This is a genomic window from Klebsiella huaxiensis, assembly GCF_003261575.2.
Lineage (GTDB): Bacteria > Pseudomonadota > Gammaproteobacteria > Enterobacterales > Enterobacteriaceae > Klebsiella > Klebsiella huaxiensis.
This window is the reverse complement of sequence record NZ_CP036175.1, coordinates 3,827,628-3,851,765: the sequence shown is the minus strand read 5'-3', so window position 1 is coordinate 3,851,765 and position 24,138 is coordinate 3,827,628. Positions and strand designations below refer to the sequence as shown.

Sequence of the window (24,138 nt, the reverse complement as noted above, 5' to 3'; positions counted from 1 at the left end):
ATGAGTGAATTTTCCCAGACAGTCCCCGAACTGGTTGCCTGGGCCAGGAAAAATGATTTTTCTATTTCGCTGCCGGTCGACAGACTCTCTTTCCTGCTGGCGATTGCCACGCTGAACGGTGAGCGGATGGAAGGGGAAATGACCGAGGGAGAACTGGTGGACGCGTTCCGCCACGTCAGTGATGCGTTTGAGCAGACCAGCGAAACCATCAGCCAGCGTGCCAATAATGCCATTAACGATATGGTGCGCCAGCGTCTGCTGAACCGCTTTACCAGCGAAATTACCGAAGGCAATGCCATTTATCGCCTGACGCCTTTAGGCATCGGGATCACCGATTATTATATTCGCCAGCGTGAGTTTTCCACCCTGCGTCTGTCAATGCAGCTATCGATCGTTGCCGGTGAGCTCAAGCGTGCCGCTGACTCTGCAGAAGAGGGGGGCGATGAGTTCCACTGGCACCGTAACGTTTTCGCCCCGCTGAAGTACTCGGTAGCGGAAATATTCGACAGTATTGACCTGACTCAGCGAATCATGGACGAGCAGCAGCAGTTGGTGAAAGACGACATTGCTCAGCTGTTGAACAAAGACTGGCGGGCGGCGATTTCCAGCTGTGAACTGTTGCTGTCGGAAACCTCCGGTACTTTGCGCGAACTGCAGGATACGCTGGATGCAGCCGGCGATAAGCTGCAGGCAAACCTGCTGCGCATTCAGGATTCGACCATGGCCCGCGACGATCTGAATTTTATCGATCGCCTGGTGTTCGATTTGCAAAGCAAGTTGGACCGCATTGTCAGCTGGGGCCAGCAGGCGATTGACCTGTGGATTGGCTACGATCGCCACGTGCATAAATTTATCCGCACCGCCATCGATATGGATAAAAACCGTGTCTTCGCGCAGCGTCTGCGTCAGTCGGTGCAAACCTACTTCGACGCTCCGTGGGCGCTCACTCATGCGAATGCCGATCGTCTGCTTGATATGCGCGATGAAGAGATGGCGCTGCATGATGAAGAGGTGACCGGGGAACTTCCGGCGGATCTGGAGTACGAAGAGTTTAACGAAATTCGCGAGCAGTTGGCGGCGCTAATTGAAGGGCAGCTGGCAGTCTATAAAGAGAAGGGATTACCGCTGGATCTTGGCCTGGTGGTTCGCGAATATTTGTCGCAATATCCGCGCGCACGCCACTTTGATGTCGCGCGAATTGTTGTCGACCAGGCGGTACGTTTGGGCGTAGCGCAAGCAGATTTCACCGGACTGCCAGCCAAATGGCAGCCGATTAATGATTACGGAGCCAAGGTACAGGCGCATGTCATCGACAAATATTGAACAAGTGATGCCAGTTAAACTGGCGCAAGCGTTGGCTAATCCGTTATTCCCGGCGCTGGATAGCGCCCTGCGCGCGGGCCGTCACGTCGGTCTCGACGAGCTGGATAATCACGCCTTTTTAATGGATTTTCAGGATTACCTGGAAGAGTTTTATGCTCGCTATAACGTTGAGCTGATTCGCGCGCCGGAGGGATTTTTCTATCTGCGCCCGCGTTCCACCACGCTTATCCCGCGTTCGGTGCTCTCCGAGCTGGATATGATGGTGGGTAAAATTCTTTGCTACCTCTATCTGAGCCCGGAGCGTCTGGCGAATGAAGGTATCTTCACCCAGCAGGAGCTTTATGATGAGCTGCTGACTCTGGCGGATGAAGCGAAACTGCTGAAGCTGGTGAATAACCGCTCCACTGGTTCCGACCTTGACCGCCAGAAACTGCAGGAAAAAATGCGCGCCTCGCTTAACCGCCTGCGCCGTCTTGGCATGGTGTGGTTTATGGGCCATGACAGCAGCAAATTCCGCATCACTGAATCGGTCTTCCGCTTCGGGGCTGACGTACGTGCTGGAGACGATCCGCGCGAAGCGCAGCTGCGCATGATCCGCGACGGCGAAGCCATGGCGCTGGAAAATCGCCTGCAGCTCAATGATGAGAATGAAGAAAATCAGCCGGATAGCGGGGAGGAAGAGTAATGATTGAACGCGGTAAATTTCGCTCGCTGACGCTGGTTAACTGGAACGGTTTTTTTGCCCGTACTTTTGATCTCGATGAATTGGTGACCACGCTTTCGGGCGGTAACGGTGCCGGTAAATCCACAACCATGGCGGCTTTCGTTACGGCGCTGATCCCGGACCTTACGCTGCTACACTTCCGTAACACCACGGAAGCCGGGGCCACCAGCGGTTCGCGCGACAAAGGTCTGCACGGTAAGCTGCGCGCCGGGGTTTGTTACTCAGTGCTGGACGTTATCAACTCTCGTCACCAGCGCGTGGTGGTTGGGGTGCGTCTACAGCAGGTCGCTGGTCGCGATCGTAAAGTCGATATCAAACCTTTTGCGATTCAGGGCCTGCCGACCTCCATTCAGCCGACTCAGTTGCTAACTGAAACCCTTAACGAACGCCAGGCGCGCGTCGTTACGCTCAACGAGTTGAAAGATAAACTCGAAGCGATGGAAGGGGTGCAGTTCAAGCAGTTCAACTCTATCACCGAATATCACTCGCTGATGTTTGACCTGGGCGTGGTGGCTCGTCGCCTACGTTCGGCCTCGGACCGTAGCAAATACTATCGCCTGATCGAAGCCTCTCTGTACGGCGGGATTTCGAGCACCATCACCCGCTCGCTGCGCGACTACCTGCTGCCGGAAAACAGCGGCGTACGTAAAGCGTTTCAGGATATGGAAGCGGCGTTGCGCGAAAACCGCATGACGCTGGAAGCGATTCGCGTCACGCAGTCCGACCGCGATCTGTTCAAACATCTGATCAGCGAAGCCACCAACTACGTGGCGGCTGACTATATGCGCCACGCCAACGAGCGACGCATTCATCTCGACAAAGCGCTGGAATACCGGCGCGATCTGTTCACCTCGCGAGCACAGCTTGCCGCCGAGCAGTACAAGCACGTCGATATGGCGCGCGAACTGCAGGAGCATAACGGGGCGGAAGGCGATCTGGAAGCCGATTACCAGGCTGCCAGCGATCACCTGAACCTGGTGCAAACCGCTCTGCGTCAGCAGGAAAAAATCGAGCGCTATGAAGCAGATCTCGATGAACTGCAGATCCGTCTCGAAGAGCAAAATGAAGTCGTGGCGGAAGCGGTTGACCAACAGGAAGAGAACGAGGCTCGCGCCGAAGCCGCCGAGCTGGAAGTGGATGAGCTGAAGAACCAGCTGGCCGACTACCAACAGGCGCTGGATGTGCAGCAGACTCGTGCGATTCAGTATAACCAAGCGCTGCAGGCGCTGGAGCGGGCAAAAGCCCTCTGCCATCTGCCGGACTTAACCCCGGAGAGCGCCGACGAGTGGCTGGAAACCTTCCAGGCGAAAGAGCAGGAAGCGACGGAGAAAATGCTGTCGCTGGACCAGAAAATGAGCGTGGCGCAAACCGCGCACAGCCAGTTCGAGCAGGCGTATCAGCTGGTGGCTTCGATAAACGGCCCGTTGGCGCGTAACGAGGCCTGGGATGTAGCACGCGAACTGCTGCGCGATGGTGTCAATCAGCGTCATCAGGCTGAGCAGGCCCATGGGTTGCGCAGTCGCCTGACTGAACTTGAACAGCGCCTGCGTGAACAGCAGGATGCCGAGCGCCAGCTGACCGAGTTCTGCAAACGTCAGGGCAAACGCTACGATATCGACGAGCTGGAAGCCCTGCATCAGGAGCTGGAAGCCCGTATTGCTTCGTTGTCTGACAGCGTCTCTTCCGCCAGTGAACGGCGCATGACCTTGCGTCAGGAACTGGAGCAGCTGCAATCGCGCACCCAGACACTGATGCGCCGCGCGCCAATATGGCTGGCAGCGCAGAACAGCCTCAACCAGCTTTGCGAGCAGAGCGGCGAGCAGTTTGAATCAAGCCAGGACGTCACTGAGTATCTCCAGCAGTTGCTGGAGCGTGAACGCGAGGCCATCGTAGAGCGTGATGAAGTCGGTGCCCGCAAGCGCGCTATCGACGATGAAATTGAGCGTCTCAGTCAGCCGGGCGGCTCTGAAGATCAGCGCCTGAATACGCTGGCGGAACGTTTTGGCGGCGTGCTGCTGTCAGAAATCTATGATGACGTGAGCCTCGACGATGCGCCGTATTACTCCGCGCTATACGGACCGTCCCGCCACGCGATTGTGGTACCGGACCTGTCGCGCATTGCTGAACAGCTGGAAGGGCTGGAAGATTGTCCGGAAGATCTCTATCTGATCGAAGGGGATCCGCAGTCGTTTGATGACAGCGTATTCAGCGTTGATGAGCTGGAAAAAGCGGTTGTCGTTAAGATTGCCGATCGTCAGTGGCGCTATTCACGCTTCCCGACGCTGCCGCTGTTTGGCCGAGCTGCCCGCGAAAGCCGCGTCGAAACGCTACACGCCGAGCGTGAAAGCCTGTCAGAACGCTTTGCGACGCTGTCGTTTGATGTGCAGAAAACTCAGCGTTTGCATCAGGCGTTCAGCCGCTTTATCGGCAATCATCTGGCGGTGGCCTTCGAGGATGACCCGGAAGAAGAAATCCGCAAACTCAATACCCGACGTGGCGAGCTTGAGCGGGCGCTGAGCGCGCATGAAAGCGATAACCAGCAGAATCGGGTGCAGTACGAGCAGGCGAAAGAGGGCGTATCCGCGCTGAATCGCCTGTTGCCGCGTCTGAATCTGCTGGCCGATGATTCGCTGGCCGATCGCGTTGATGAAATCCAGGAACGCCTTGACGAAGCGCAGGAAGCCGCTCGCTTTGTACAGCAGCATGGTAATCAGCTGGCGAAACTGGAGCCGATGGTTTCCGTTCTCCAGAGCGACCCTGAGCAGTTTGAACAGTTAAAAGAAGATTACGCGTATTCGCAGCAGACTCAACGCGATGCGCGTCAGCAGGCGTTTGCGCTGACCGAAGTGGTGCAGCGCCGTGCCCACTTTAGCTACTCGGATTCAGCAGAGATGCTGAGTGGGAATAGCGATCTGAACGAGAAGCTGCGTCAGCGTCTTGAGCAAGCGGAAGCGGAACGCGCCCGAACTCGTGAAGCGTTACGTACCCACGCCGCGCAGCTCAACCAGTACAACCAGGTACTGGCGTCGTTGAAAAGTTCGTATGACACCAAAAAAGAGCTGCTCAACGACCTGCATAAAGAGCTTCAGGATATCGGCGTACGCGCTGATGCGGGTGCTGAAGAGCGCGCCCGTCTGCGTCGTGACGAGCTGCATGCTCAGCTGAGCAACAACCGTTCGCGGCGTAATCAGCTCGAGAAAGCGTTGACCTTCTGCGAAGCGGAAATGGACAACCTGACCCGCAAGCTGCGTAAGCTGGAGCGCGATTACTGCGAAATGCGCGAACAGGTGGTGAGCGCCAAAGCGGGCTGGTGCACGGTGATGCGCCTGGTGAAAGACAACGGCGTGGAACGTCGTCTGCATCGCCGTGAGCTGGCTTACCTTTCTGCTGACGAGCTGCGTTCAATGTCGGATAAGGCGCTCGGCGCGCTGCGTCTGGCGGTATCGGATAACGAGCATCTACGCGATGTACTGCGTGTTTCTGAAGATCCGAAGCGCCCGGAACGTAAAATTCAGTTCTTCGTCGCCGTCTATCAGCATCTGCGCGAGCGTATCCGCCAGGACATCATCCGTACCGACGATCCGGTCGAAGCGATTGAGCAGATGGAGATTGAACTCAGCCGTCTGACGGAAGAGCTGACCAACCGCGAGCAGAAGCTAGCTATTAGCTCTCGCAGCGTGGCCAATATCATCCGCAAGACCATCCAGCGCGAGCAGAACCGTATTCGTATGCTCAACCAGGGGCTGCAGAGCGTCTCCTTCGGTCAGGTCAACAGCGTGCGTCTGAACGTCAATGTACGGGAGACCCACTCGACGCTGCTGGACGTGTTGTCTGAGCAGCACGAACAGCATCAGGACCTGTTTAACAGCAACCGTCTGACCTTCTCGGAAGCGTTGGCGAAGCTGTATCAGCGCCTGAACCCGCAGATAGATATGGGCCAGCGCACGCCGCAAACCATTGGCGAGGAGCTGCTCGACTACCGTAACTATCTGGAGATGGAAGTCGAAGTTAACCGTGGTTCTGACGGCTGGCTGCGTGCGGAGTCCGGGGCGTTGTCAACCGGTGAGGCTATCGGTACCGGGATGTCGATTCTGGTGATGGTGGTGCAGAGCTGGGAAGATGAATCCCTGCGCCTGCGCGGCAAGGATATCTCGCCGTGTCGTCTGCTGTTCCTTGATGAAGCGGCGCGTCTGGATGCCCGTTCTATCGCGACGCTGTTCGAGCTGTGCGATCGTCTGGAAATGCAGTTGATTATCGCGGCACCCGAAAATATCAGCCCGGAAAAAGGGACGACTTACAAACTGGTGCGTAAAGTGGTGAATAACCACGAGCATGTGCATGTCGTTGGGCTGCGTGGCTTTGCCCCACAGCTACCTGAAACGCTGCCGGGAACGGCTGATGCTTCGTAGGTCTATTCGGTGACCAGTCAAAGGGCGGCATGATGTCGCCCTTTTTGTTATCCGTTCGTGTATTTTAGGATTGTATAATCTTTTAACTTCTTTACATTTGGGAAGGCAAAAGCGTTTTCGTCTTCATATACTGAAAGTGAGCCCCAATTTTGCGGGCGGCAATGTGTTAACAGGGGGCAAGGGATGTTGCTAAAGAAATGGTATGGTCGTCAATTGTCGGTGCTCAGCCTGAGCCTGGCTTTTGCATTTGCTCCACTGTTCAATGTCCAGGCCGAAGAGCCTGAAGTTGTACCAACAGACAGCTCTGCAACTATCGGAGAGCTCTCTTCTGCGCTGGGCCTGAGCGAAGGCCAATCTGCGACGGTCGCCAAAATGGCCGGTGAGCAGGCGCTTCCCGCCGATGCGGCGATAAAAAGTCGTGCCGATATTCAGGCCGTTCTGCCGTCCGGTTATCAGCCGGTATTTATGAATCCACTGGTATCGCTGTATGCGGCCAGGGACATGAAACCGATGTGGGATAATCGTGAGGCGGTGCAGGCGTTTCAACAACAATTGGCTGAAGTCGCTATCGCCGGTTTTCAACCGCAGTTCACCAAATGGGTAGAGCTGCTGACCGACCCAGCGGTCAACGGCCTGGCGCGAGATATTGTCTTATCCGATGCCATGATGGGTTATTTGCATTTTATTAGCGGTATTCCGACGCAGGGTAATCGCTGGCTGTATGGTACTAAACCGTACACGATGTCGACGCCGCCGCTATCAGTCATTAATCTGTGGCAGCAGGCACTGGATAACGGTTCGCTACCGCAGTTTATCGCCGGTCTTTCGCCACAGCATCCGCAGTATGCCGCTATGCACCAGGCGTTATTAGCCCAGGTTGCTGATTCGCGTCCATGGCCGCAGCTCACCAGTAAGGCATCGCTGCGTCCTGGGGAGTGGAGCAACGATGCTGGCGCGTTGCGTGAAATTTTACAGCGTACTGGCATGCTGGATGATTCTGCCAAAATTGCTTTGCCTGGCGATGATGTTGTTAGCCCATCGGCTGAGAAAACGGCCAAAAGCAGCGGTCGCGGCGTTTACGATCGGCAATTAGTTGAAGGTGTTAAGCGCTTCCAGGCGTGGCAAGGTTTAGGGGCTGATGGGGTCATTGGTCCGGCAACTCGTGATTGGCTTAATGTTTCACCAGCGCAGCGTGCAGGCGTGCTGGCGCTGAATATTCAGCGTTTGCGCTTGCTGCCGGGCAATTTGTCGACCGGAATTATGGTCAATATCCCGGCGTTTTCGCTGGTCTACTACCAGGATGGCAGCCAGGTGCTGGCATCGCGGGTTATTGTTGGCCGTCCGGATCGCAAAACGCCGATGATGAGCAGCGCGCTGAACAACGTGGTGGTTAACCCGCCGTGGAATGTGCCGCCGACGCTGGCGCGTAAAGATATCCTGCCGAAGGTGCGCAATAATCCAGGCTATCTTGAGCAGCACGGTTATACGCTTATGCGTGGCTGGAACAGTAAAGAAGCGATTGATCCGTGGCAGGTTGATTGGGAGACCATAACAGCATCGAATTTACCGTTCCGCTTCCAGCAGGCGCCAGGTGCGCGTAATTCGCTGGGGCGTTATAAATTTAATATGCCGAGTTCGGATGCTATCTATTTGCACGATACGCCGAACCATAATCTGTTCCAGAGAGACGGTCGGGCTCTGAGCTCCGGATGCGTGCGCGTTAATAAAGCTTCGGAGCTGGCGAATATGCTGCTGCAGGATGCTGGCTGGAACGATGCGCGAATTTCAGATGCGCTCAAGCAGGGCAATACCCGCTACGTGAATATTCGCCAGAATATCCCGGTTAATCTCTATTATTTGACCGCCTTTGTTGGCACGGATGGACGTACACAATATCGAACAGATATTTACAATTACGATCTCACCGCGCGATCCAGCGCACAAATCCTGTCTAAAGCTGAACAATTAATCAGATAAATGAAGTAGTTCAACGGATTCGGTTGTCCTATCTTTGTGTGAAAATGGGCCTTGTTGTCTGCAAGGCCCGAGTTTACTGGGGTTGGGCTACCTTGACGTTGGCAATAATGCCCGGTAAGGTGCCTTTCGTGCGCCAGAAGTGCATATACATATAATCCTGCAAATGCGTGTGGCGGTAAGCAGCAAATTCTCTGTGGCTGATATTTATTAGCTGTCAGGGAGGTGAGCGCGTGCTGGCGGCTAACAGGCGGATTGCGGGAAAAGTATATTACGATTCATTTACCTGTAGACCTGATTATCATGGACAAATTTGACGCTAATCGCCGCAAACTGCTGGCGTTAGGTGGAGCTGCGCTCGGTGCTGCTGCCATTCTGCCTGCGCCGGCATTTGCCACCCTCTCGACCCCCCGACCGCGTATTTTGACGCTGAACAACCTGCATACTGGTGAATCACTCAAGGCGGAGTTTTTCGATGGCAGAGGCTATATTCAGGATGAATTAGCAAGACTTAATCATTTTTTCCGCGACTACCGCGCGAATAAAATTAAATCCATCGATCCTGGTTTGTTCGATCAACTCTATCGCTTGCAGGGATTAATAGGCACCAACAAGCCTGTCCAGCTCATCTCTGGTTATCGTTCCCTCGATACCAATGATGAACTTCGGGCACGAAGCCGTGGTGTGGCGAAGCATAGCTACCACACTAAGGGTCAGGCCATGGATTTCCATATTGAAGGCATTTCGTTAAGCAATGTTCGCAAAGCGGCGTTATCTATGCGCACAGGTGGTGTAGGATATTACCCACGTAGCAACTTTGTGCATATTGACACCGGGCCGGTACGGCACTGGTAACGAAAGGAGCATCATGAACTATCGTATTATTCCGGTTACCGCGTTCGCGCAGAACTGTTCTTTGATCTGGTGTGAACAAACCCGGCTGGCAGCTCTGGTCGATCCTGGCGGTGATGCTGAGCGAATCAAACAGGAAGTGACGGCGGCAGGTGTTAGCCTGATGCAGATCCTGCTCACTCACGGTCATCTCGATCACGTAGGCGCCGCAGCGGAACTGGCACAACATTACGGCGTGCCGATTATCGGTCCGGAAAAAGAAGATGAGTTCTGGCTGGAGGGATTACCCGCACAAAGCCGGATGTTTGGTCTGGATGAGTGCCAGCCGCTACAACCGGATCGCTGGCTGAATGAGGGCGATGTGGTTAGCGTGGGGAATATTTCCCTGCAGGTGCTGCATTGCCCAGGCCACACTCCCGGGCACGTGGTCTTCTTTGACGGTGCTTCCAGACTACTAATTTCAGGTGATGTGATTTTCAAAGGCGGAGTAGGGCGCAGCGACTTCCCGCGCGGCGATCACAATCAGTTGATCGAGGCGATAAAACGCAAATTATTGCCGCTGGGCGATGACGTGTCGTTTATTCCCGGTCACGGTCCTATGTCGACTCTGGGCTATGAGCGCCTGCATAATCCTTTTCTGCAGGATGAAATGCCGGTCTGGTAATGATGCCGGATTGAAGGATGTAAAAAAGGCCGCAGATGCGGCCTTTTGTTTTTTTAAGATGAGGTTACAGCACGGCAACAATCGCTTCGCACAGCGGTGCCATGTTGTCAGGTGTCATACCGGCGACGTTAATACGCCCGGATGCCACGGCGTAAATCGCGAACTCTTCACGCAGACGCAGTACCTGCTCTTTGGTCAGGCCGCTGAACGAGAACATACCGTTCTGCTGAATGATGAAGGAAAAGTCACGGCTGGCGCCTTTTTCCTGCAGAGTATTCACGAACAGTAGGCGCATACGCTGAATGCGCTGACGCATGTCAGTGAGTTCTTGTTCCCAGATGGCGCGCAGCGCGTCGTTGCTAAGAATGGTCGCAACTACCGATGCGCCGTGAGCCGGTGGGTTAGAGTAGTTAGCGCGAATAACGGACTTCATCTGGCTGAAAGCACGGTCTACCGTTTCCTGGTCAGCAGCAACCAGTGTACAGGCGCCTACGCGCTCATTGTACAGGCCGAAGTTCTTCGAGTAGGAGCTCGCAACCAGCAGCTCTTTATGCAGCGCGGCAAACGCACGCAGGCCTTCAGCATCTTCTTCCAGACCACGAGCAAAACCTTGATAGGCGAAGTCAAACAGCGGCAGCCAGCCTTTCTCTACGGACAGCTGCGCCAACTGTTGCCACTGCTCCAGCGTCGGATCGATACCGGTTGGGTTGTGGCAGCAGCCGTGGAACAGAACGACATCGCCCGCCTGCGCTTCGTTCAGGCTGGCCAGCAGACCGTCGAAGTCAAGCCGGTGGTTAGCCGCATCGTAGTAAGCATATTCGCAAACTTCCAGCCCGGCTGAGTTAAATACGCTTTTGTGGTTAGGCCAGCTAGGGTTGCTCACCCAAATGCGTTTGGCATCGGTATTCTTCGCCAGGAAGTCTGCGGCAACGCGCAGGCCACCGGTACCGCCCGGAGTCTGGGCGGTACGCGCGCGTTTATCATTAATAATCGCGCTTCCTTTGCCAAACAAGAGCTCCTGGGTACAACGACCAAATTCTGGAATACCGTCAATGCCCAGATAATTCTTGGTGGTTTCATTTTCCAGCAGATATTGCTCTGCTTTTTTTACGCTGGTCAGGACTGGTGTCTTACCTGTTTCATCTTTATAAACACCAATTCCAAGGTTAATTTTTGTTGGGCGGTCATCGGCACGAAATAGATCGGCCAGGCCCAAAATAGGGTCGGCGGGGGCGGCAGTAATTTTCTCAAACATGACGAGGTTCCATTGTGATTACTGAAGGGAAATCCGCTATCAGGTTAACGGGAGTTCTGTGAATTGCCAACCGTTTGCGACAAAAAGCGAGAAGGTTTTCAAAAGTTACGATCTTCATCTTAGGAACGCAGAAAAGCAGGACCGAAGTCCTGCTTTTTAGGCATATCACGAAGGGGTGTACTGCTGATTAGAACTGGTAAACGATACCCACTGCAGCCTGGTCGTCGGTAGCAACGCCAGCAGCTTTGGTGTAGTCGTTGTCGTCCAGCTGGTTGAATTTATACGCAGCGTAAACGTTCATGTTCTTGTTGAAGTAGTACCAGGTACCCACTTCGATGTATTTAACCAGGTCAGCATCGCCGCCGGAGAAACCAGCGCGTTCCTGCAGGTTCTTGCCTTTAGTTTGTACGTAGCCGATGGACGGACGCAGACCGAAGTCGAACTGATACTGAACGACAGCTTCGAAGTTCTGAGTTTTACCCGCGAAGTAGTTGCCTTCGTTTTCTGGGGTCATGTTATAGGTCTGAGAGTACATCACTGCAGCGTAGACGTTGTTTGCATCGTACTTAGCGGAGGTCGCCCATGCTTCAGCCTTGTCACCGTTACCATCAGCTTTCTGATCGCCAGTTCGGTTGGAGTTAGCATAACCTGCGGACAACGCTATGCCGTTTTCGAACGCGTAGGTTGCTGCGGTGCTGAAACCGTCGCCATTTTGTTTCTTAACGTCGCGAGTGCTGGCGTCATTTTTACCCTGGTACTGCAGCGCAAAGCTCAGACCATCAACCAGACCGAAGAAGTCAGAGTTACGGTAAGTTGCCACGCCATTGGTACGACCGGTCATGAAGTTGTCGGTGTAGTTCCAGCCATCGCCACCCCATTCAACCAGCATATCGGTTGCAGCTTCAACGTCGTAGATCGCGCCGTAGTTACGACCGTAGTCGAATGAACCGTATTCACCCGCTTTTAAGCCTGCAAAAGCCAGACGAGTTTTGGTGGTCTGTTTACCTTCAACATTAGACGCATCCATGTTGTATTCCCACTGACCGTAGCCGACCAGTTGATCGTTGATCTGGGTTTCGCCTTTCAGGCCGATACGAGCATAGGTGGTGTCTTCACTGCTGGTGTCGCCATTTGTAGTCCAAATGTGCTCGCCAACCATTTTTCCGTAAAAGTCCAGTTTGTTGCCGTTTTTGTTATAGATTTCTGCAGCGTTAGCTGCACCGGCTACCAGCAGGGCAGGAATTACCGCTGCCAGAATTTTGCGCTTCATCATTATTTATTACCCTCATTTATATTTTTATATGAACACTTGCCACTGCCGCCAATAAGTTCTGTCAATAAAAATTTACGGAACTATTGATGATAGTTTGGTGTCTGGAGGCATCTTTCCATCCAGAACAACGTTTCGCTAGCCGGAAAATGCTACCAATGTCGTATATGAGTAACCAAGAGAAACTGTATGTAACTAAATGTGTATTTTAGGGAACTTTGTGAACTCAATCAACATTCCGCTTGGATTTACCGATAAAACTCATTTTTCATATATATCTATATGAATTAATTATGATTAATTTAGATAAGAGAGCATTCATGCATTTTTCGTCACTATTTTGCTTCTTTTTTATTCAGTTCCTGTCTTTGCAAGTTGTGCGGTCGCTGGTTGAAAAATGAGCAAAATAATCAGGTGGTTTGGCAGTTTATGAACATAAGGTGCGGTTTTTGTCTCCGCCGGGTACCGAAATAGTGCGTAACATAAATGTGAATAAACAAGGTTGATGTTTAAGTTTCCTGACAAAAGAGGTTGCTACTCCGCAGTGATGTAGGGTTCATGGGCATAATTTTATGCTGCTGATGAGTCTGATAAGACCGCGAGTCGGGCACATTTTTCGTCTTAGAATCGCCTATCCGACCCTCGTCACAATTCCGAATGACGGAATTATTTGTCCAGCAAAAGCATTATTTCTCTGATAACAACGATCGCTTCCCCGCAGCCATAATTTCTCTCGTTAACAATCACGAGGGGTTTGAAATGAGTAAAAAACTGATTGCAGTCTGCGCATGCCCGATGGGGCTGGCCCATACCTTTATGGCGGCGCAGGCGCTGGAAGAGGCGGCGATTGAAGCCGGATATGAAGTGAAAATTGAAACCCAGGGGGCGGATGGTATTCAAAACCGCCTGACGGCGCAGGATATCGCCGAAGCGACGTTAATTATCCATTCTGTCGCCGTAACGCCAGAAGACAACGAGCGTTTTGAGACCCGCGACGTCTATGAAATCACGCTACAGGATGCGATCAAAAACGCCGCCGGAATCATAAAAGAAATTGAAGAGATGCTTGCCGCAGAACAACAATAATTGTCGACAGGGATACACGTATGGCCATTAAAAAACGCAGTGCAACCGTTGTGCCTGGCGCATCAGGGGCGGCCGCGGTTATAAAAAATCCTCAGGCCTCCCGCAACAGCTTCTGGGGCGAATTACCGCAGCATGTGATGTCGGGAATTTCGCGCATGGTACCGACGTTAATTATGGGCGGGGTGATCCTCGCCTTTTCCCAATTGATTGCCTATAGCTGGCTGAAAATTCCCGCTGACATCGGCATTATGGATGCGCTTAACAGCGGTAAATTCGACGGTTTTAACCTTTCGTTACTCAAGTTTGCGTGGCTATCGCAATCTTTCGGCGGCGTGCTGTTTGGCTTTGCTATTCCGATGTTTGCTGCCTTTGTTGCTAACTCCATCGGCGGCAAGCTGGCGTTTCCTGCGGGGTTTATCGGCGGCCTGATGTCCACCCAGCCCACGCAACTGCTCAATTTTGACCCGACAAGCCTGCAATGGGTGACGAGCGCACCGGTGCCATCAACCTTCATTGGTGCGCTGATTATTTCGGTTGTCGCCGGGTATCTGGTTAAGTGGATGAACCAAAAAATCCAGCTTCCCGGTTTCCTGCTGGCGTTCAAAACCACCTTTTTACTGCCCATTCTCTCCGCAATTTTCGTCATGCTGGCGATGTATTACGTGATTACGCCGTTCGGCGGCTGGATCAACGGCGGCATTCGCGCGCTGCTGACGGCGGCGGGAGAGAAAGGCACGTTGATGTACGCGATGGGAATTTCGGCGGCAACGGCTATCGACCTTGGCGGCCCAATCAACAAAGCTGCGGGGTTTGTGGCGTTCAGCTTCACCACCGACCACGTGCTGCCGGTGACCGCACGTTCTATCGCTATCGTTATTCCGCCAATTGGTCTGGGGCTGGCGACGATTATCGATCGTCGCTTAACCGGCAAACGCCTGTTCAGCGCCCAGCTCTATCCGCAAGGTAAAACGGCAATGTTCCTCGCCTTTATGGGGATCAGCGAAGGGGCGATTCCGTTCGCGCTGGAAAGCCCGATCACCGCTATTCCGTCGTATATGGTGGGCGCGATTGTGGGGTCGACCACTGCCGTCTGGCTGGGGGCAGTGCAGTGGTTCCCTGAATCGGCTATCTGGGCATGGCCGCTGGTCAGCAATCTCGGCGTTTATATGGCGGGGATCCTGTTGGGGGCGGTGATTACGGCGCTGATGGTCGTCTTCTTACGCAATATGATGTACCGCAGAGGCAAGTTGCTGATCGAAAGCCTCTAATTTTAAGGGATTGCCATCATGACCTTACTTGCATCGCTGCGCGAATGGCTAGAGGCGCAGCAACTGGATGCGGTGCTGATTTCGTCACGACAGAATAAGCAGCCGCATCTGGGGATCTCCAGTAGTTCTGGGTTTGTGTTTGTCTGCCGCCAAAGTGCGCATATCCTGGTCGATTCCCGCTACTACGCTGATGTTGAGGCACGCGTCAGCGGTTATCAACTTCACTTGCTCGGTGGCGAGCAGACGATGACGACCATCGTGAACCCGCTCATCGATGCCGAAAAACTGAAATCGGTGGGATTTGAAGGTGAGCAGGTTAGCTGGGAAACGGCGCGCGCATGGCAGGAGGCATTATCGGTCAGGCTGATGAGTGCCTCTCTCGATACGCTAAGACGGATTAAAACGGTGGAAGAAATCACCTGCATTCGCGAAGCCTGTCGGATTGCTGATGTGAGTGCGGAACATATCCGCTGCTTTATTCAGCCGGGTCTGCGTGAGAGGGAGATAGCCGCCGAGCTGGAGTGGTTTATGCGGATGCAAGGGGCGGAAAAAGCCTCATTCGATACCATTGTCGCCAGCGGCTGGCGCGGTGCGCTACCGCATGGGAAAGCCAGCGACAAGCGCATTGAGGCCGGGGAGTTTATCACCCTGGATTTCGGGGCGCAGTATCGTGGCTATTGCTCTGATATGACGCGCACGTTTTTGTTGCCCGGAGCAGGCGTGGCGCAAGAGAACCCGCTTTGGCCTGTCTATCAGATTGTGCTTGAGGCCCAGCTCGCGGCGGTAGCGGCGATTCGTCCGGGCGTGCGCTGTTGCGAGGTGGACGCCGCCGCGCGTCAGGTTATATCCGCAGCGGGCTATGGTGGCTATTTTGGCCACAATACCGGACACGCCATTGGCATTGAGGTGCATGAAGACCCGCGATTTTCGCCAGCGGATACCACGGTGCTGGAAGCGGGCATGCTGCTGACCGTCGAGCCTGGTATTTATCTTCCGGGGCAGGGCGGCGTGCGCATTGAAGATGTAGTGCTGGTGACGCCAGACGGTGCCGAGGTGCTCTACGCTATGCCAAAAACTGTGTTACTGACAGGAGTCGCGTAATGGATTTATCGCTATTGAAAGCGCTGAGCGAGGCGGATGCGATTGCCTCCTCGGAGCAGGAGGTGCGCCAGATTTTACTGGCGGAAGCGGAGAGCCTACATAAAGAGGTGCGTTTCGATGGTTTGGGATCGGTGCTGATCCGCCTGAATCAATCGGACGGTCCGAAAGTGATGATCTGCGCGCATATGGATGAAGTGGGATTTATCGTGCGCAGCATCTCGGCTGAAGGGGCGATTGACGTGCTGCCGGTGGGCAATGTGCGAATGGCGGCGCGTCAGCTCCAGCCGGTGCGCATCACCACTCGTGAGGGCGGCAAAATCCCCGGGTTGCTTGACGGCGAACGTAGCGGGAATGAGGTTGGCGCACTGCGCGTCGATATCGGCGCTCGCTCTTATGATGAGGTTATTCAGGCGGGGGTTTATCCAGGAGATCGGGTGACCTTCGACTCTGCACTTCAGGAACTGCCGCATCAGCGGGTGATGGGCAAAGCCTTTGACGACCGGCTGGGATGCTATTTGTTAATCAGCCTGCTGCGTGAATGGCATGCAGCGGAACTGCCCGCGGAAATCTGGCTGGTAGCCAGTTCCAGTGAAGAAGTTGGGTTGCGCGGTGGACAAACGGCGGCCCGTGCGGTCGCACCGGATGTTGCCATTGTGCTGGACACCGCCTGCTGGGCGAAAAACTTCGATAATGGCGCAGCAAACCATCGACAAATTGGCAAAGGACCGATGCTGGTGCTTGCCGACAAATCGTTAATTGCGCCGCCTAAACTGACCGCCTGGGTAGAGAGCGTCGCCGCAGAGATCAACGTGCCGCTCCAACTGGATATGTTCAGCAATGGCGGAACGGATGGCGGGGCGGTTCATCTGAGCGGAACCGGGATCCCGACGGTGGTGATAGGGCCAGCCACTCGTCATGGACACTGTGCTGTATCAATTGCCGATTGCCGGGACATTAACTGGACGTATCAACTTTTATCGGCCCTTATTACTCGTCTTACGCGCGAGACGGTGGTTCATTTGCAGGATTTCAGATGATTTCCTCGCGCTAATCAGGAGCGGTTATGTTAATGATTCAATTTCTCTGCCCGTTGCCAAACGGTCTGCACGCGCGCCCCGCGTGGGAGCTGAAAGAGCAGTGCGGGCAGTGGCAAAGCGACATCACGTTTATCAATCATCGCCACAACGTGCGGGCGGATGCGAAAAGCTCGCTGGCGCTAATTGGTACCGGTACGTTGTTTAATGACAGCTGTAGCTTGAGCATTAACGGCAGCGATGAAGAGCAGGCCAGAAGATCTCTGGAGGATTATCTCCAGCACCGCTTTATTGACAGCGATAGCGTCCAGCCGACGGCCGCCGAACTGGCGGCGCACCCGCTGCCGCGTTCCCTGACTCGTCTAAACCCGGACGTACTGTACGGTACGGTGCTGGCAACCGGCGTTGGCTTGGGTGAGCTTGTTTTATGGCAGAGCGATAGCCTGGACTGTTTTCGAGCGATCCCGGCGAATGCGCAAGATAACACCCGACTGGAACATAGTCTGGCGACGCTTGCGGAACAGCTTAATCAACAGCTGCGTGAACGCAACGGCGAGAGCAAAACCATTCTCAGCGCGCATCTGTCGCTTATTCAGGATGATGAGTTTGCGGGCAACATTCGCCGCCTGATGGTTGAACAGCAAAAGGGGTTGGGCGCGGCGATTATTGCCAATATGGAGGAGGTATGCGACAAGCTCTCGGCATCTGCTAGTGACTACCTGCGTGAACGGGTGAGCGATATCCGAGATATCAGCGAACAGCTACTGCATATCACCTGGCCCGAGCGGCGTCCGCGTAATGCGCTGGTCTTGAATCAGCCGACGATCCTTGTGGCAGAAGACCTGACGCCAAGCCAGTTTTTGAGTCTTGATTTACAGCATCTGTCCGGGATGATTCTGGAGAAAACCGGGCGCACCTCGCATACCCTGATTCTGGCTCGCGCCTCTGCCATCCCGGTGCTGAGCGGATTGCCGCTGGAAGCTATCGGGCGTTATGCCGGTAAGCCTGCGGTGCTGGATGCTCAGTGCGGTGTGTTGGCGATTAATCCGGATGCCACCGTCAGTGGTTATTATGCGGTCGCCCAAAATCTGGCGGGTAAGCGTCAGCAGCGGCAGGCGCGAGATGCCGCACAGCCCGGATTGTCACGAGATAATCAGCGTATTGATATCGCGGCGAACATTGGCACTGCGCTGGAGGCCCCTGGCGCATTTGTTAACGGCGCTGAAGGCATCGGTCTGTTTCGTACAGAAATGCTGTTTATGGACCGCGACAGCGCCCCGGACGAGCAGGAGCAGTTTGAGGCCTACCAGCAGGTATTGCTGGCGGCCGGTGAGAAAACGGTGATTTTTCGCACTATGGATATTGGTGGTGATAAAAATATACCCTATCTCAAGATCCCACAGGAGGATAACCCATTCCTTGGCTATCGCGCGGTGCGTATTTACCCTGAGTTCGCCGGATTGTTTCGTACCCAACTTCGTGCTGTCCTACGGGCGGCCACTTTTGGCAACGCGCAGTTGATGATCCCAATGGTCCACAGCCTCGATCAGATTTTATGGGTCAAGAGCGAGCTGCAAAAAGCGATAGCAGAGCTGAAAACAGAAGGCTTACGCCACGTGGAAGCTCTTGCGCTGGGCATCATGGTTGAAGTGCCTTCGGTTTGCTACATCATCGATCACTTCTGCGATGAGGTGGATTTCTTCAGCATCGGCTCGAACGATATGACGCAATATTTGTACGCCGTCGATCGTAACAATCCGCGCGTCTCAACGCTGTATAACCCGATTACGCCCTCATTCCTGCGTATGCTACAACAGATTATCCGCGTGGCACATCAGCATGGAAAATGGGTTGGCATATGCGGCGAGCTGGGCGGTGAACGCCGTTATTTGCCACTGCTTCTCGGGCTGGATTTGGATGAGCTCAGTATGAGCAGTCCGCGTATTCCGGCAGTGAAAGGCCAGCTGCGTCAGCTCGATAGCCAGGCCTGCCGGGAGCTTGCGTTGCGGGCGTGCGAATGCCGCAGTGCGCAGGAGATCGAAGAATTGCTCAATCAGTTCGCGCCGCAAGACGATGTTCGTCCACTGCTGGCGCGGGAAAATATCTTCGTCGGCGAAGCGCTCGCCAACAAAGAGCAGGTCATTCAGTTCCTGTGCGGTAACCTCGGTGTTAACGGGCGTACCGAACATCCGTTTGAGCTGGAAGAGGATGTCTGGCAGCGTGAGGAGATTGTCACTACGGCGGTCGGGTTTGGCGTGGCGATACCGCATGCAAAATCACAGTGGATACGCCACTCCAGCATCAGCATTGCTCGCCTCACTCAGCCCATCGACTGGCAGTCAGAAATGGGAGAGGTGGAGCTGGTCATTATGCTGACGCTCGGTGCTGACGAAGGTATTAATCATGTGAAGGTCTTTTCGCAGCTGGCACGCAAACTGGTGAATAAAAACTTCCGTCAGTCGCTATTTGCTGCTGAAAATGCCGAAAGTATTTTGGCGCTGCTGGAAGCGGAGTTGACCTTCTGATACTGAAACTCCGGCTTTACTGGAACCGAGCGCAGTAATCCCCCGGCGTCAGGCCAAACTGGCGCCGGAAAAGGCGGCTAAAATAGTCGCTGTCGTGATATCCGCACCGCTGTGCCACTTCGCTGATCGGCAGATGATACTTCTGTAGAATAATGCGCGCTCTGGACATTCGTACCCAACGGACATATTCCACAAAACTCATCGTTCCATGCTGAGCAAAAAGCTTAGATAGATGGTTTGGCGTGATATTGAAAAACTGCGCCACGCTTTCGCGGCTTAGCGGCTGGGCATAGTTATCCTGCACCCAGTTACACATGCTGTGATAGAGAAATTCCGAACGCGGGCGATGCGTATCAGGACGCGCATTCACCACGCCCCGGCACAGATGCAACAGGCTGAGCACCAGTGGTTGAATGATATCCTGGAGCTGAGGGGAGCGGCTGAGGTGAGTTAGTGCAGTAAGCATGGCCTCACCTTCGCCGCGCTGCGGGTGCGGCAGCTCAATCCGGCGCACCGGGCGCAATAGAGACGCAGTGCGGTTATCGTAAAACGACAAGCCCAGCCAGGCCGGAGCAAACACCAGGCTTAGCAGCATCACGGGCTTATCGCTGATGGGCAGGTTGGCCGCTCGGGCGGGAATAAACAACATTTCGCCTTCGGTGAGGCTGTGCTGCTGTTTCTCCAGTTGATTGCCGTATTCGCCGCGCAGGACGATATCAAGGCGTGGAAGCTCGATGCACAAGCTCCCCGTTGGCAGCGATACCGGTTGGGTGGCAAACCACACGCGGCCCAGGCGCTGCGGGTTAAGTACAAGGCCGCTGAAGAGATCGGCAAAAAATTGTTGATCTGCTGGTAAGCCTGGTTCTTTCATCGCCCGCTCTCATATGATAACTGCATTAATTATTTGAACTTTTTCACTTTACTCCCACCAGGTGAAATTTCAAATTGCAGAATTTTACGTTAATAGATACGGGATGCATCAACGAAAAAGGCCAGCTTGCGCTGGCCTTTGGCTGTCGTGAAGATAAATCAGAATGTTGCGTTACGCGGGGTACGCGGGAACGGGATAACATCACGCACGTTCTGCACGCCGGTCACGTAAGCGATCAGACGCTCGAAGCCCAGACCAAAGCCTGAGTGCGGCACGGTGCCGTAACGACGCAGGTCGCGATACCACCAGTAGTCTTCTTTATTTAGACCCATTTCCGCCATGCGCGCGTCAAGCACGTCCAGACGTTCTTCACGCTGGGAGCCGCCGATTATTTCACCGATGCCCGGAGCCAGAACGTCCATGGCGGCGACGGTTTTACCATCTTCGTTAAGACGCATATAAAACGCCTTGATCTCTTTCGGGTAGTTTTTGACAACCACCGGCGCTTTAAAGTGCTCTTCCGCAAGATAGCGTTCGTGCTCGGAGGAGAGATCCACGCCCCAGTACACCGGGTTTTCAAACTGCTTACCGCAGTTTTCCAGGATGGTGACCGCGTCAGTGTAATCGACTTGAGCGAAATCAGCGGAAACGAAACGCTGCAGACGATCGACCGCGTCTTTATCCACACGCTCGGCAAAGAACTGCATGTCGTCAGCGCGCTCGGTGAGTACCGCCTGGAAGACATACTTCAGCATCGCTTCCGCCAGACCTGCTACATCGTTCAGGTTAGCAAAGGCGACTTCCGGCTCCAGCATCCAGAACTCTGCCAGGTGGCGGCTGGTGTTGGAGTTTTCGGCACGGAAAGTCGGGCCGAAGGTGTAGATTTTTGACAGCGCACAAGCATAGGTTTCGCCGTTCAGCTGGCCAGAAACGGTCAGGAACGACTCTTTGCCAAAGAAGTCTTTATCGAAATCAACCTTTCCCTGATCGTTGCGTGGCAGGTTTTCCAGATCCAGCGTCGAAACGCGGAACATCTCGCCAGCACCTTCAGTATCGGAAGCGGTAATCAGCGGGGTGGAAACCCAGAAGAATCCCTGCTCGTCAAAGAAACGGTGCAGCGCCTGTGCCAGAGTGTGACGCACGCGGGCAACCGCGCCAATCAGGTTGGTACGCGGGCGCAGGTGAGCGACTTCGCGCAGGTACTCGATGCTGTGGCGTTTTGCCGCCATCGGGTAGGTATCCGGGTCTTCAACCCAGCCGGTGACTTCAACGTTGCTGGCCTGAATTTCAAAGCTTTGGCCCTGGCCCTGAGAGGCCACGACTTTACCGGTGACGATGACCGAGCAACCAGTGGTCAGGCGCAGCACTTCCTGATTGTAATTGGGAAGAGAATTACTGATGACGGCCTGTACAGGATCAAAGCAGGAACCGTCATAGACGGCGAGGAAAGAAAAGCCAGCTTTAGAATCTCGGCGGGTACGCACCCATCCGCGCACGGTGACTTCGCTGTCAACGGCAACGCGGCCCTGGAGTACGTCGGCTACAGGCACAACGCTCATAATAGTCTCTCTTTATAGTCCAATAGAAAAATCTGTATCCCCCTTCAGTGGGGGGGATATCTATGTTACCTGTCATCTTCCATCAGACAAGTAGATTTCGCACGAGGAGGGGGAGTTTTAGTAAATAAATGGCGAGAGCGCTTTAATTTCTCACTCTTATACGAATGGCGAGGAAGTCATTCAATCATCACCGTCATCTCTTGCTTGGCGTTTTGCATCGAAACAATGGTTCTGAACGACTTAATATTTCCCGAGGCGAAAAAAAGATCACGAGTCAGAACCTCATATTCCGCCATGTCGCGGACGTTAACTACCAGCAGAAAATCAAAATCTCCCGTGACATAGTAAACCTGCTGAACCTGTGGGCAGTTAACAAACCTTTGTTTGTCCTCTTCTAATAAGTCGAGCCGTTCATTTTCAATGGTCACCTGCACCATGATGGTGATAGGGCGACCCACTTTGCTGGCATCCACTATGCTGACGTTAGTTTTAACCACACCCGCTTCTTCCAGTGCAGCAATACGTCGATTGACCGCTGAAGGAGAAAGGCTGACGAGATCGGCAATTTCTCGCTGTGAGAGCCGATTGCTATGCTGCAAATGTTGCAGAATTTTTTTATCCCAGGCGTCGAGTTTCATAACTGCGTTACCCTCAATTATTGTGAGATACATCACCTCATGCAATTTTGTTGCGTCTCAACCCTTATTAAGGGTGAATATTGCGCATTAAGAGGCAATTTTGCGTCATTTAATTGCCCTGCGCAGTGTACCATCTTGATGAGTGAGGGAAAGAGGTGAATGAATGATTTTATCTTTGCTTCTTATTATCCACATTGCATTGCAGATTATTTTGTAATGTCTGTAACTGAACGTCTTTTTTTGTTATGCGGAACCTTTTTCTTTTTTATTCTCAGAGCAGGGTTGCGCTATAAAGATGTTGCCAGCGGCTTATGAACATGGAGATGAAGATATATTTATGATGGATGTTATCAAGTACCAATTAAATCCACGAAGAAAAATATATGGTGAGGGCGTCGACCTTAGCTTGTTGAATGAATCTGTTGGCCATGAGGTTCTGGCGTTTCATCAGAAATTTCCGGACTATTGTGTCACCCCTTTACGTAGTTTACCGCATCTTAGTACACGTTTAGGGCTTGGCTCAATTCATGTGAAAGATGAATCTCAGCGTTTTGGTCTTAATGCATTTAAAGGTTTAGGTGGCTCTTATGCGGTTGGGAAATATCTGGCAGAAAAATTAGGTCAGAATATTAATACACTATCGTTTTCTTCATTAAATTCTCCTGAAATTAAGGCAAGGATAAAAGATATCGTTTTTGTTACGGCTACCGATGGCAATCATGGCCGTGGGGTTGCATGGGCTGCAGAACAGCTGGGATTGCAGGCGGTAGTGTATATGCCAAAAGGCTCATCGCTTATCCGTGCACAGAATATTCGCCACCATGGTGCCGAATGTTCGATAACCGAGCTTAACTACGACGATACCGTCCGTCTGGCCAATAAAATGGCACAAGAAAAAGGCTGGGTATTGTTGCAGGATACCGCCTGGCAGGGATATGAACAGATCCCTACCTGGATAATGCAGGGTTATATGACACTGGCTATTGAGGCCTGGGAGCAGCTCACGAAAAGCGGAGCTCCGCTGCCAACGCATCTTATTTTACAGGCTGGGGTCGGTTCTTTTGCTGGCAGCATCATGGGCTACTTCCTTGAGAAAATGAAAGCTCGAGCTCCCAAAATCATTATCGTTGAACCACATAAAGCAAACTGTCTTTACCGTTCCTCCGTCGTTAATGATGGACAACCACATAGCGTGGGCGGCGATATGGCAACGCTGATGGCGGGGCTAGCCTGTGGCGAACCCAATATTACCAGTTGGCCGATGATTCGTGATTACGCATCCTGTTTTATCTCTGCTGACGATAGCTTAGCGGCTAACGGGATGCGTATTCTGGCTTCTCCTCGACCAGGAACTGATGCTCCCTTTATATCAGGGGAGTCGGGCGCTATTGGTACTGGACTTCTCTATGAATTAATGAGTCGTGAAGACTATAGGGGGATTATCGAAGCTTTGCAGCTTAATACGGACTCTCATGTTTTGTTAATTAGTACAGAAGGTGATACCTCTCCGGATATCTATGAGGATATTGTCTGGTTCGGTCGTAACGGTTGAAGCAGCAGCCGTAGTTGATAAAAGGGCCATTTC

Annotated in this window: 18 protein-coding genes; 13 read left to right on the top strand and 5 right to left on the bottom strand. The window is 53.4% G+C overall.

The annotated features are described in order from the left end of the window. The 6 genes from mukF to DA718_RS18480 all read left to right on the top strand — a co-directional run bounded on the left by mukF (window position 1) and on the right by DA718_RS18480 (window position 9,946). A complete protein-coding gene (gene mukF / locus DA718_RS18505; RefSeq protein WP_004111885.1) occupies window positions 1–1,323 on the top strand; it encodes a chromosome partition protein MukF in 1,323 nt (440 codons plus the stop codon). Next, window positions 1,304–2,008: a chromosome partition protein MukE gene (mukE, locus tag DA718_RS18500; protein WP_110275138.1), complete on the top strand. Its 705-nt coding sequence runs from the start codon at window positions 1,304–1,306 to the stop codon at window positions 2,006–2,008. Before mukF ends, mukE begins: the two co-directional genes overlap by 20 nt. Then, window positions 2,008–6,456: a chromosome partition protein MukB gene (mukB, locus tag DA718_RS18495; RefSeq protein ID WP_112214628.1), complete on the top strand. Its 4,449-nt coding sequence runs from the start codon at window positions 2,008–2,010 to the stop codon at window positions 6,454–6,456. Before mukE ends, mukB begins: the two co-directional genes overlap by 1 nt. Before the next feature lie 183 nt (window positions 6,457–6,639). Beyond that, a complete protein-coding gene (gene ldtD / locus DA718_RS18490; protein ID WP_112214627.1) occupies window positions 6,640–8,433 on the top strand; it encodes a L,D-transpeptidase in 1,794 nt (597 codons plus the stop codon). Window positions 8,434–8,733: 300 nt separating this feature from the next. Beyond that, window positions 8,734–9,285, top strand: a complete 552-nt coding sequence (gene mepK, locus DA718_RS18485; protein ID WP_110275398.1) for a peptidoglycan L,D-endopeptidase MepK — start codon at window positions 8,734–8,736, stop codon at window positions 9,283–9,285. Window positions 9,286–9,298: 13 nt separating this feature from the next. After that, window positions 9,299–9,946, top strand: coding sequence for an MBL fold metallo-hydrolase (locus DA718_RS18480; protein ID WP_112214626.1), 648 nt, complete (start codon window positions 9,299–9,301; stop codon window positions 9,944–9,946). A 64-nt stretch (window positions 9,947–10,010) separates the two neighbouring features. Here DA718_RS18480 and DA718_RS18475 read toward each other — a convergent pair whose 3' ends face one another. Continuing rightward, complete coding sequence (locus DA718_RS18475) at window positions 10,011–11,201, bottom strand: amino acid aminotransferase (RefSeq protein ID WP_112214625.1); 1,191 nt, start codon at window positions 11,199–11,201, stop codon at window positions 10,011–10,013. Between the two features lie 187 nt (window positions 11,202–11,388). Then, window positions 11,389–12,474 carry a porin gene (locus tag DA718_RS18470; RefSeq protein WP_112214624.1) on the bottom strand — a complete coding sequence of 362 codons (1,086 nt, stop codon included), beginning with the start codon at window positions 12,472–12,474 and terminating at the stop codon, window positions 11,389–11,391. Between the two features lie 756 nt (window positions 12,475–13,230). Here DA718_RS18470 and DA718_RS18465 point away from each other — a divergent pair. The 5 genes from DA718_RS18465 to ptsP are packed head-to-tail and all read left to right on the top strand — an operon-like array spanning window position 13,231 to window position 19,485. After that, a complete protein-coding gene (locus DA718_RS18465) occupies window positions 13,231–13,557 on the top strand; it encodes a PTS fructose transporter subunit IIB (protein ID WP_112214623.1) in 327 nt (108 codons plus the stop codon). Between the two features lie 20 nt (window positions 13,558–13,577). After that, a complete protein-coding gene (locus DA718_RS18460; protein WP_112214622.1) occupies window positions 13,578–14,825 on the top strand; it encodes a PTS fructose transporter subunit IIC in 1,248 nt (415 codons plus the stop codon). 18 nt (window positions 14,826–14,843) lie between these two features. Beyond that, window positions 14,844–15,926: an aminopeptidase gene (ypdF, locus tag DA718_RS18455; RefSeq protein WP_112214621.1), complete on the top strand. Its 1,083-nt coding sequence runs from the start codon at window positions 14,844–14,846 to the stop codon at window positions 15,924–15,926. Further along, a complete protein-coding gene (ypdE, locus tag DA718_RS18450) occupies window positions 15,926–16,963 on the top strand; it encodes an aminopeptidase (RefSeq protein ID WP_112214620.1) in 1,038 nt (345 codons plus the stop codon). Before ypdF ends, ypdE begins: the two co-directional genes overlap by 1 nt. Before the next feature lie 26 nt (window positions 16,964–16,989). Beyond that, entirely contained in the window at window positions 16,990–19,485 is a 2,496-nt protein-coding gene (gene ptsP, locus DA718_RS18445) for a phosphoenolpyruvate--protein phosphotransferase (RefSeq protein ID WP_112214619.1), read from the top strand. Between the two features lie 16 nt (window positions 19,486–19,501). Here the strand turns inward: ptsP and DA718_RS18440 are convergent, their stop codons facing one another. From DA718_RS18440 to DA718_RS18430, 3 genes are all read right to left on the bottom strand, one after another. Then, window positions 19,502–20,356 carry an AraC family transcriptional regulator gene (locus DA718_RS18440; protein ID WP_112214618.1) on the bottom strand — a complete coding sequence of 285 codons (855 nt, stop codon included), beginning with the start codon at window positions 20,354–20,356 and terminating at the stop codon, window positions 19,502–19,504. A gap of 158 nt (window positions 20,357–20,514) precedes the next feature. Then, complete coding sequence (gene asnS / locus DA718_RS18435) at window positions 20,515–21,915, bottom strand: asparagine--tRNA ligase (protein WP_110275116.1); 1,401 nt, start codon at window positions 21,913–21,915, stop codon at window positions 20,515–20,517. Window positions 21,916–22,091: 176 nt separating this feature from the next. Then, complete coding sequence (locus DA718_RS18430; protein WP_112214730.1) at window positions 22,092–22,553, bottom strand: Lrp/AsnC family transcriptional regulator; 462 nt, start codon at window positions 22,551–22,553, stop codon at window positions 22,092–22,094. A gap of 159 nt (window positions 22,554–22,712) precedes the next feature. On the opposite strand from DA718_RS18430, the gene DA718_RS30455 reads away from it, so the two are divergent. Together DA718_RS30455 and dpaL are read left to right on the top strand one after the other, a co-directional pair. Next, window positions 22,713–22,868 (top strand): hypothetical protein, encoded by a 156-nt coding sequence (locus DA718_RS30455; protein ID WP_167492797.1) that lies wholly within the window; start codon window positions 22,713–22,715, stop codon window positions 22,866–22,868. 25 nt (window positions 22,869–22,893) lie between these two features. Then, window positions 22,894–24,105: a diaminopropionate ammonia-lyase gene (dpaL, locus tag DA718_RS18425; RefSeq protein ID WP_227016022.1), complete on the top strand. Its 1,212-nt coding sequence runs from the start codon at window positions 22,894–22,896 to the stop codon at window positions 24,103–24,105. Window positions 24,106–24,138: the final 33 nt, after the last annotated feature.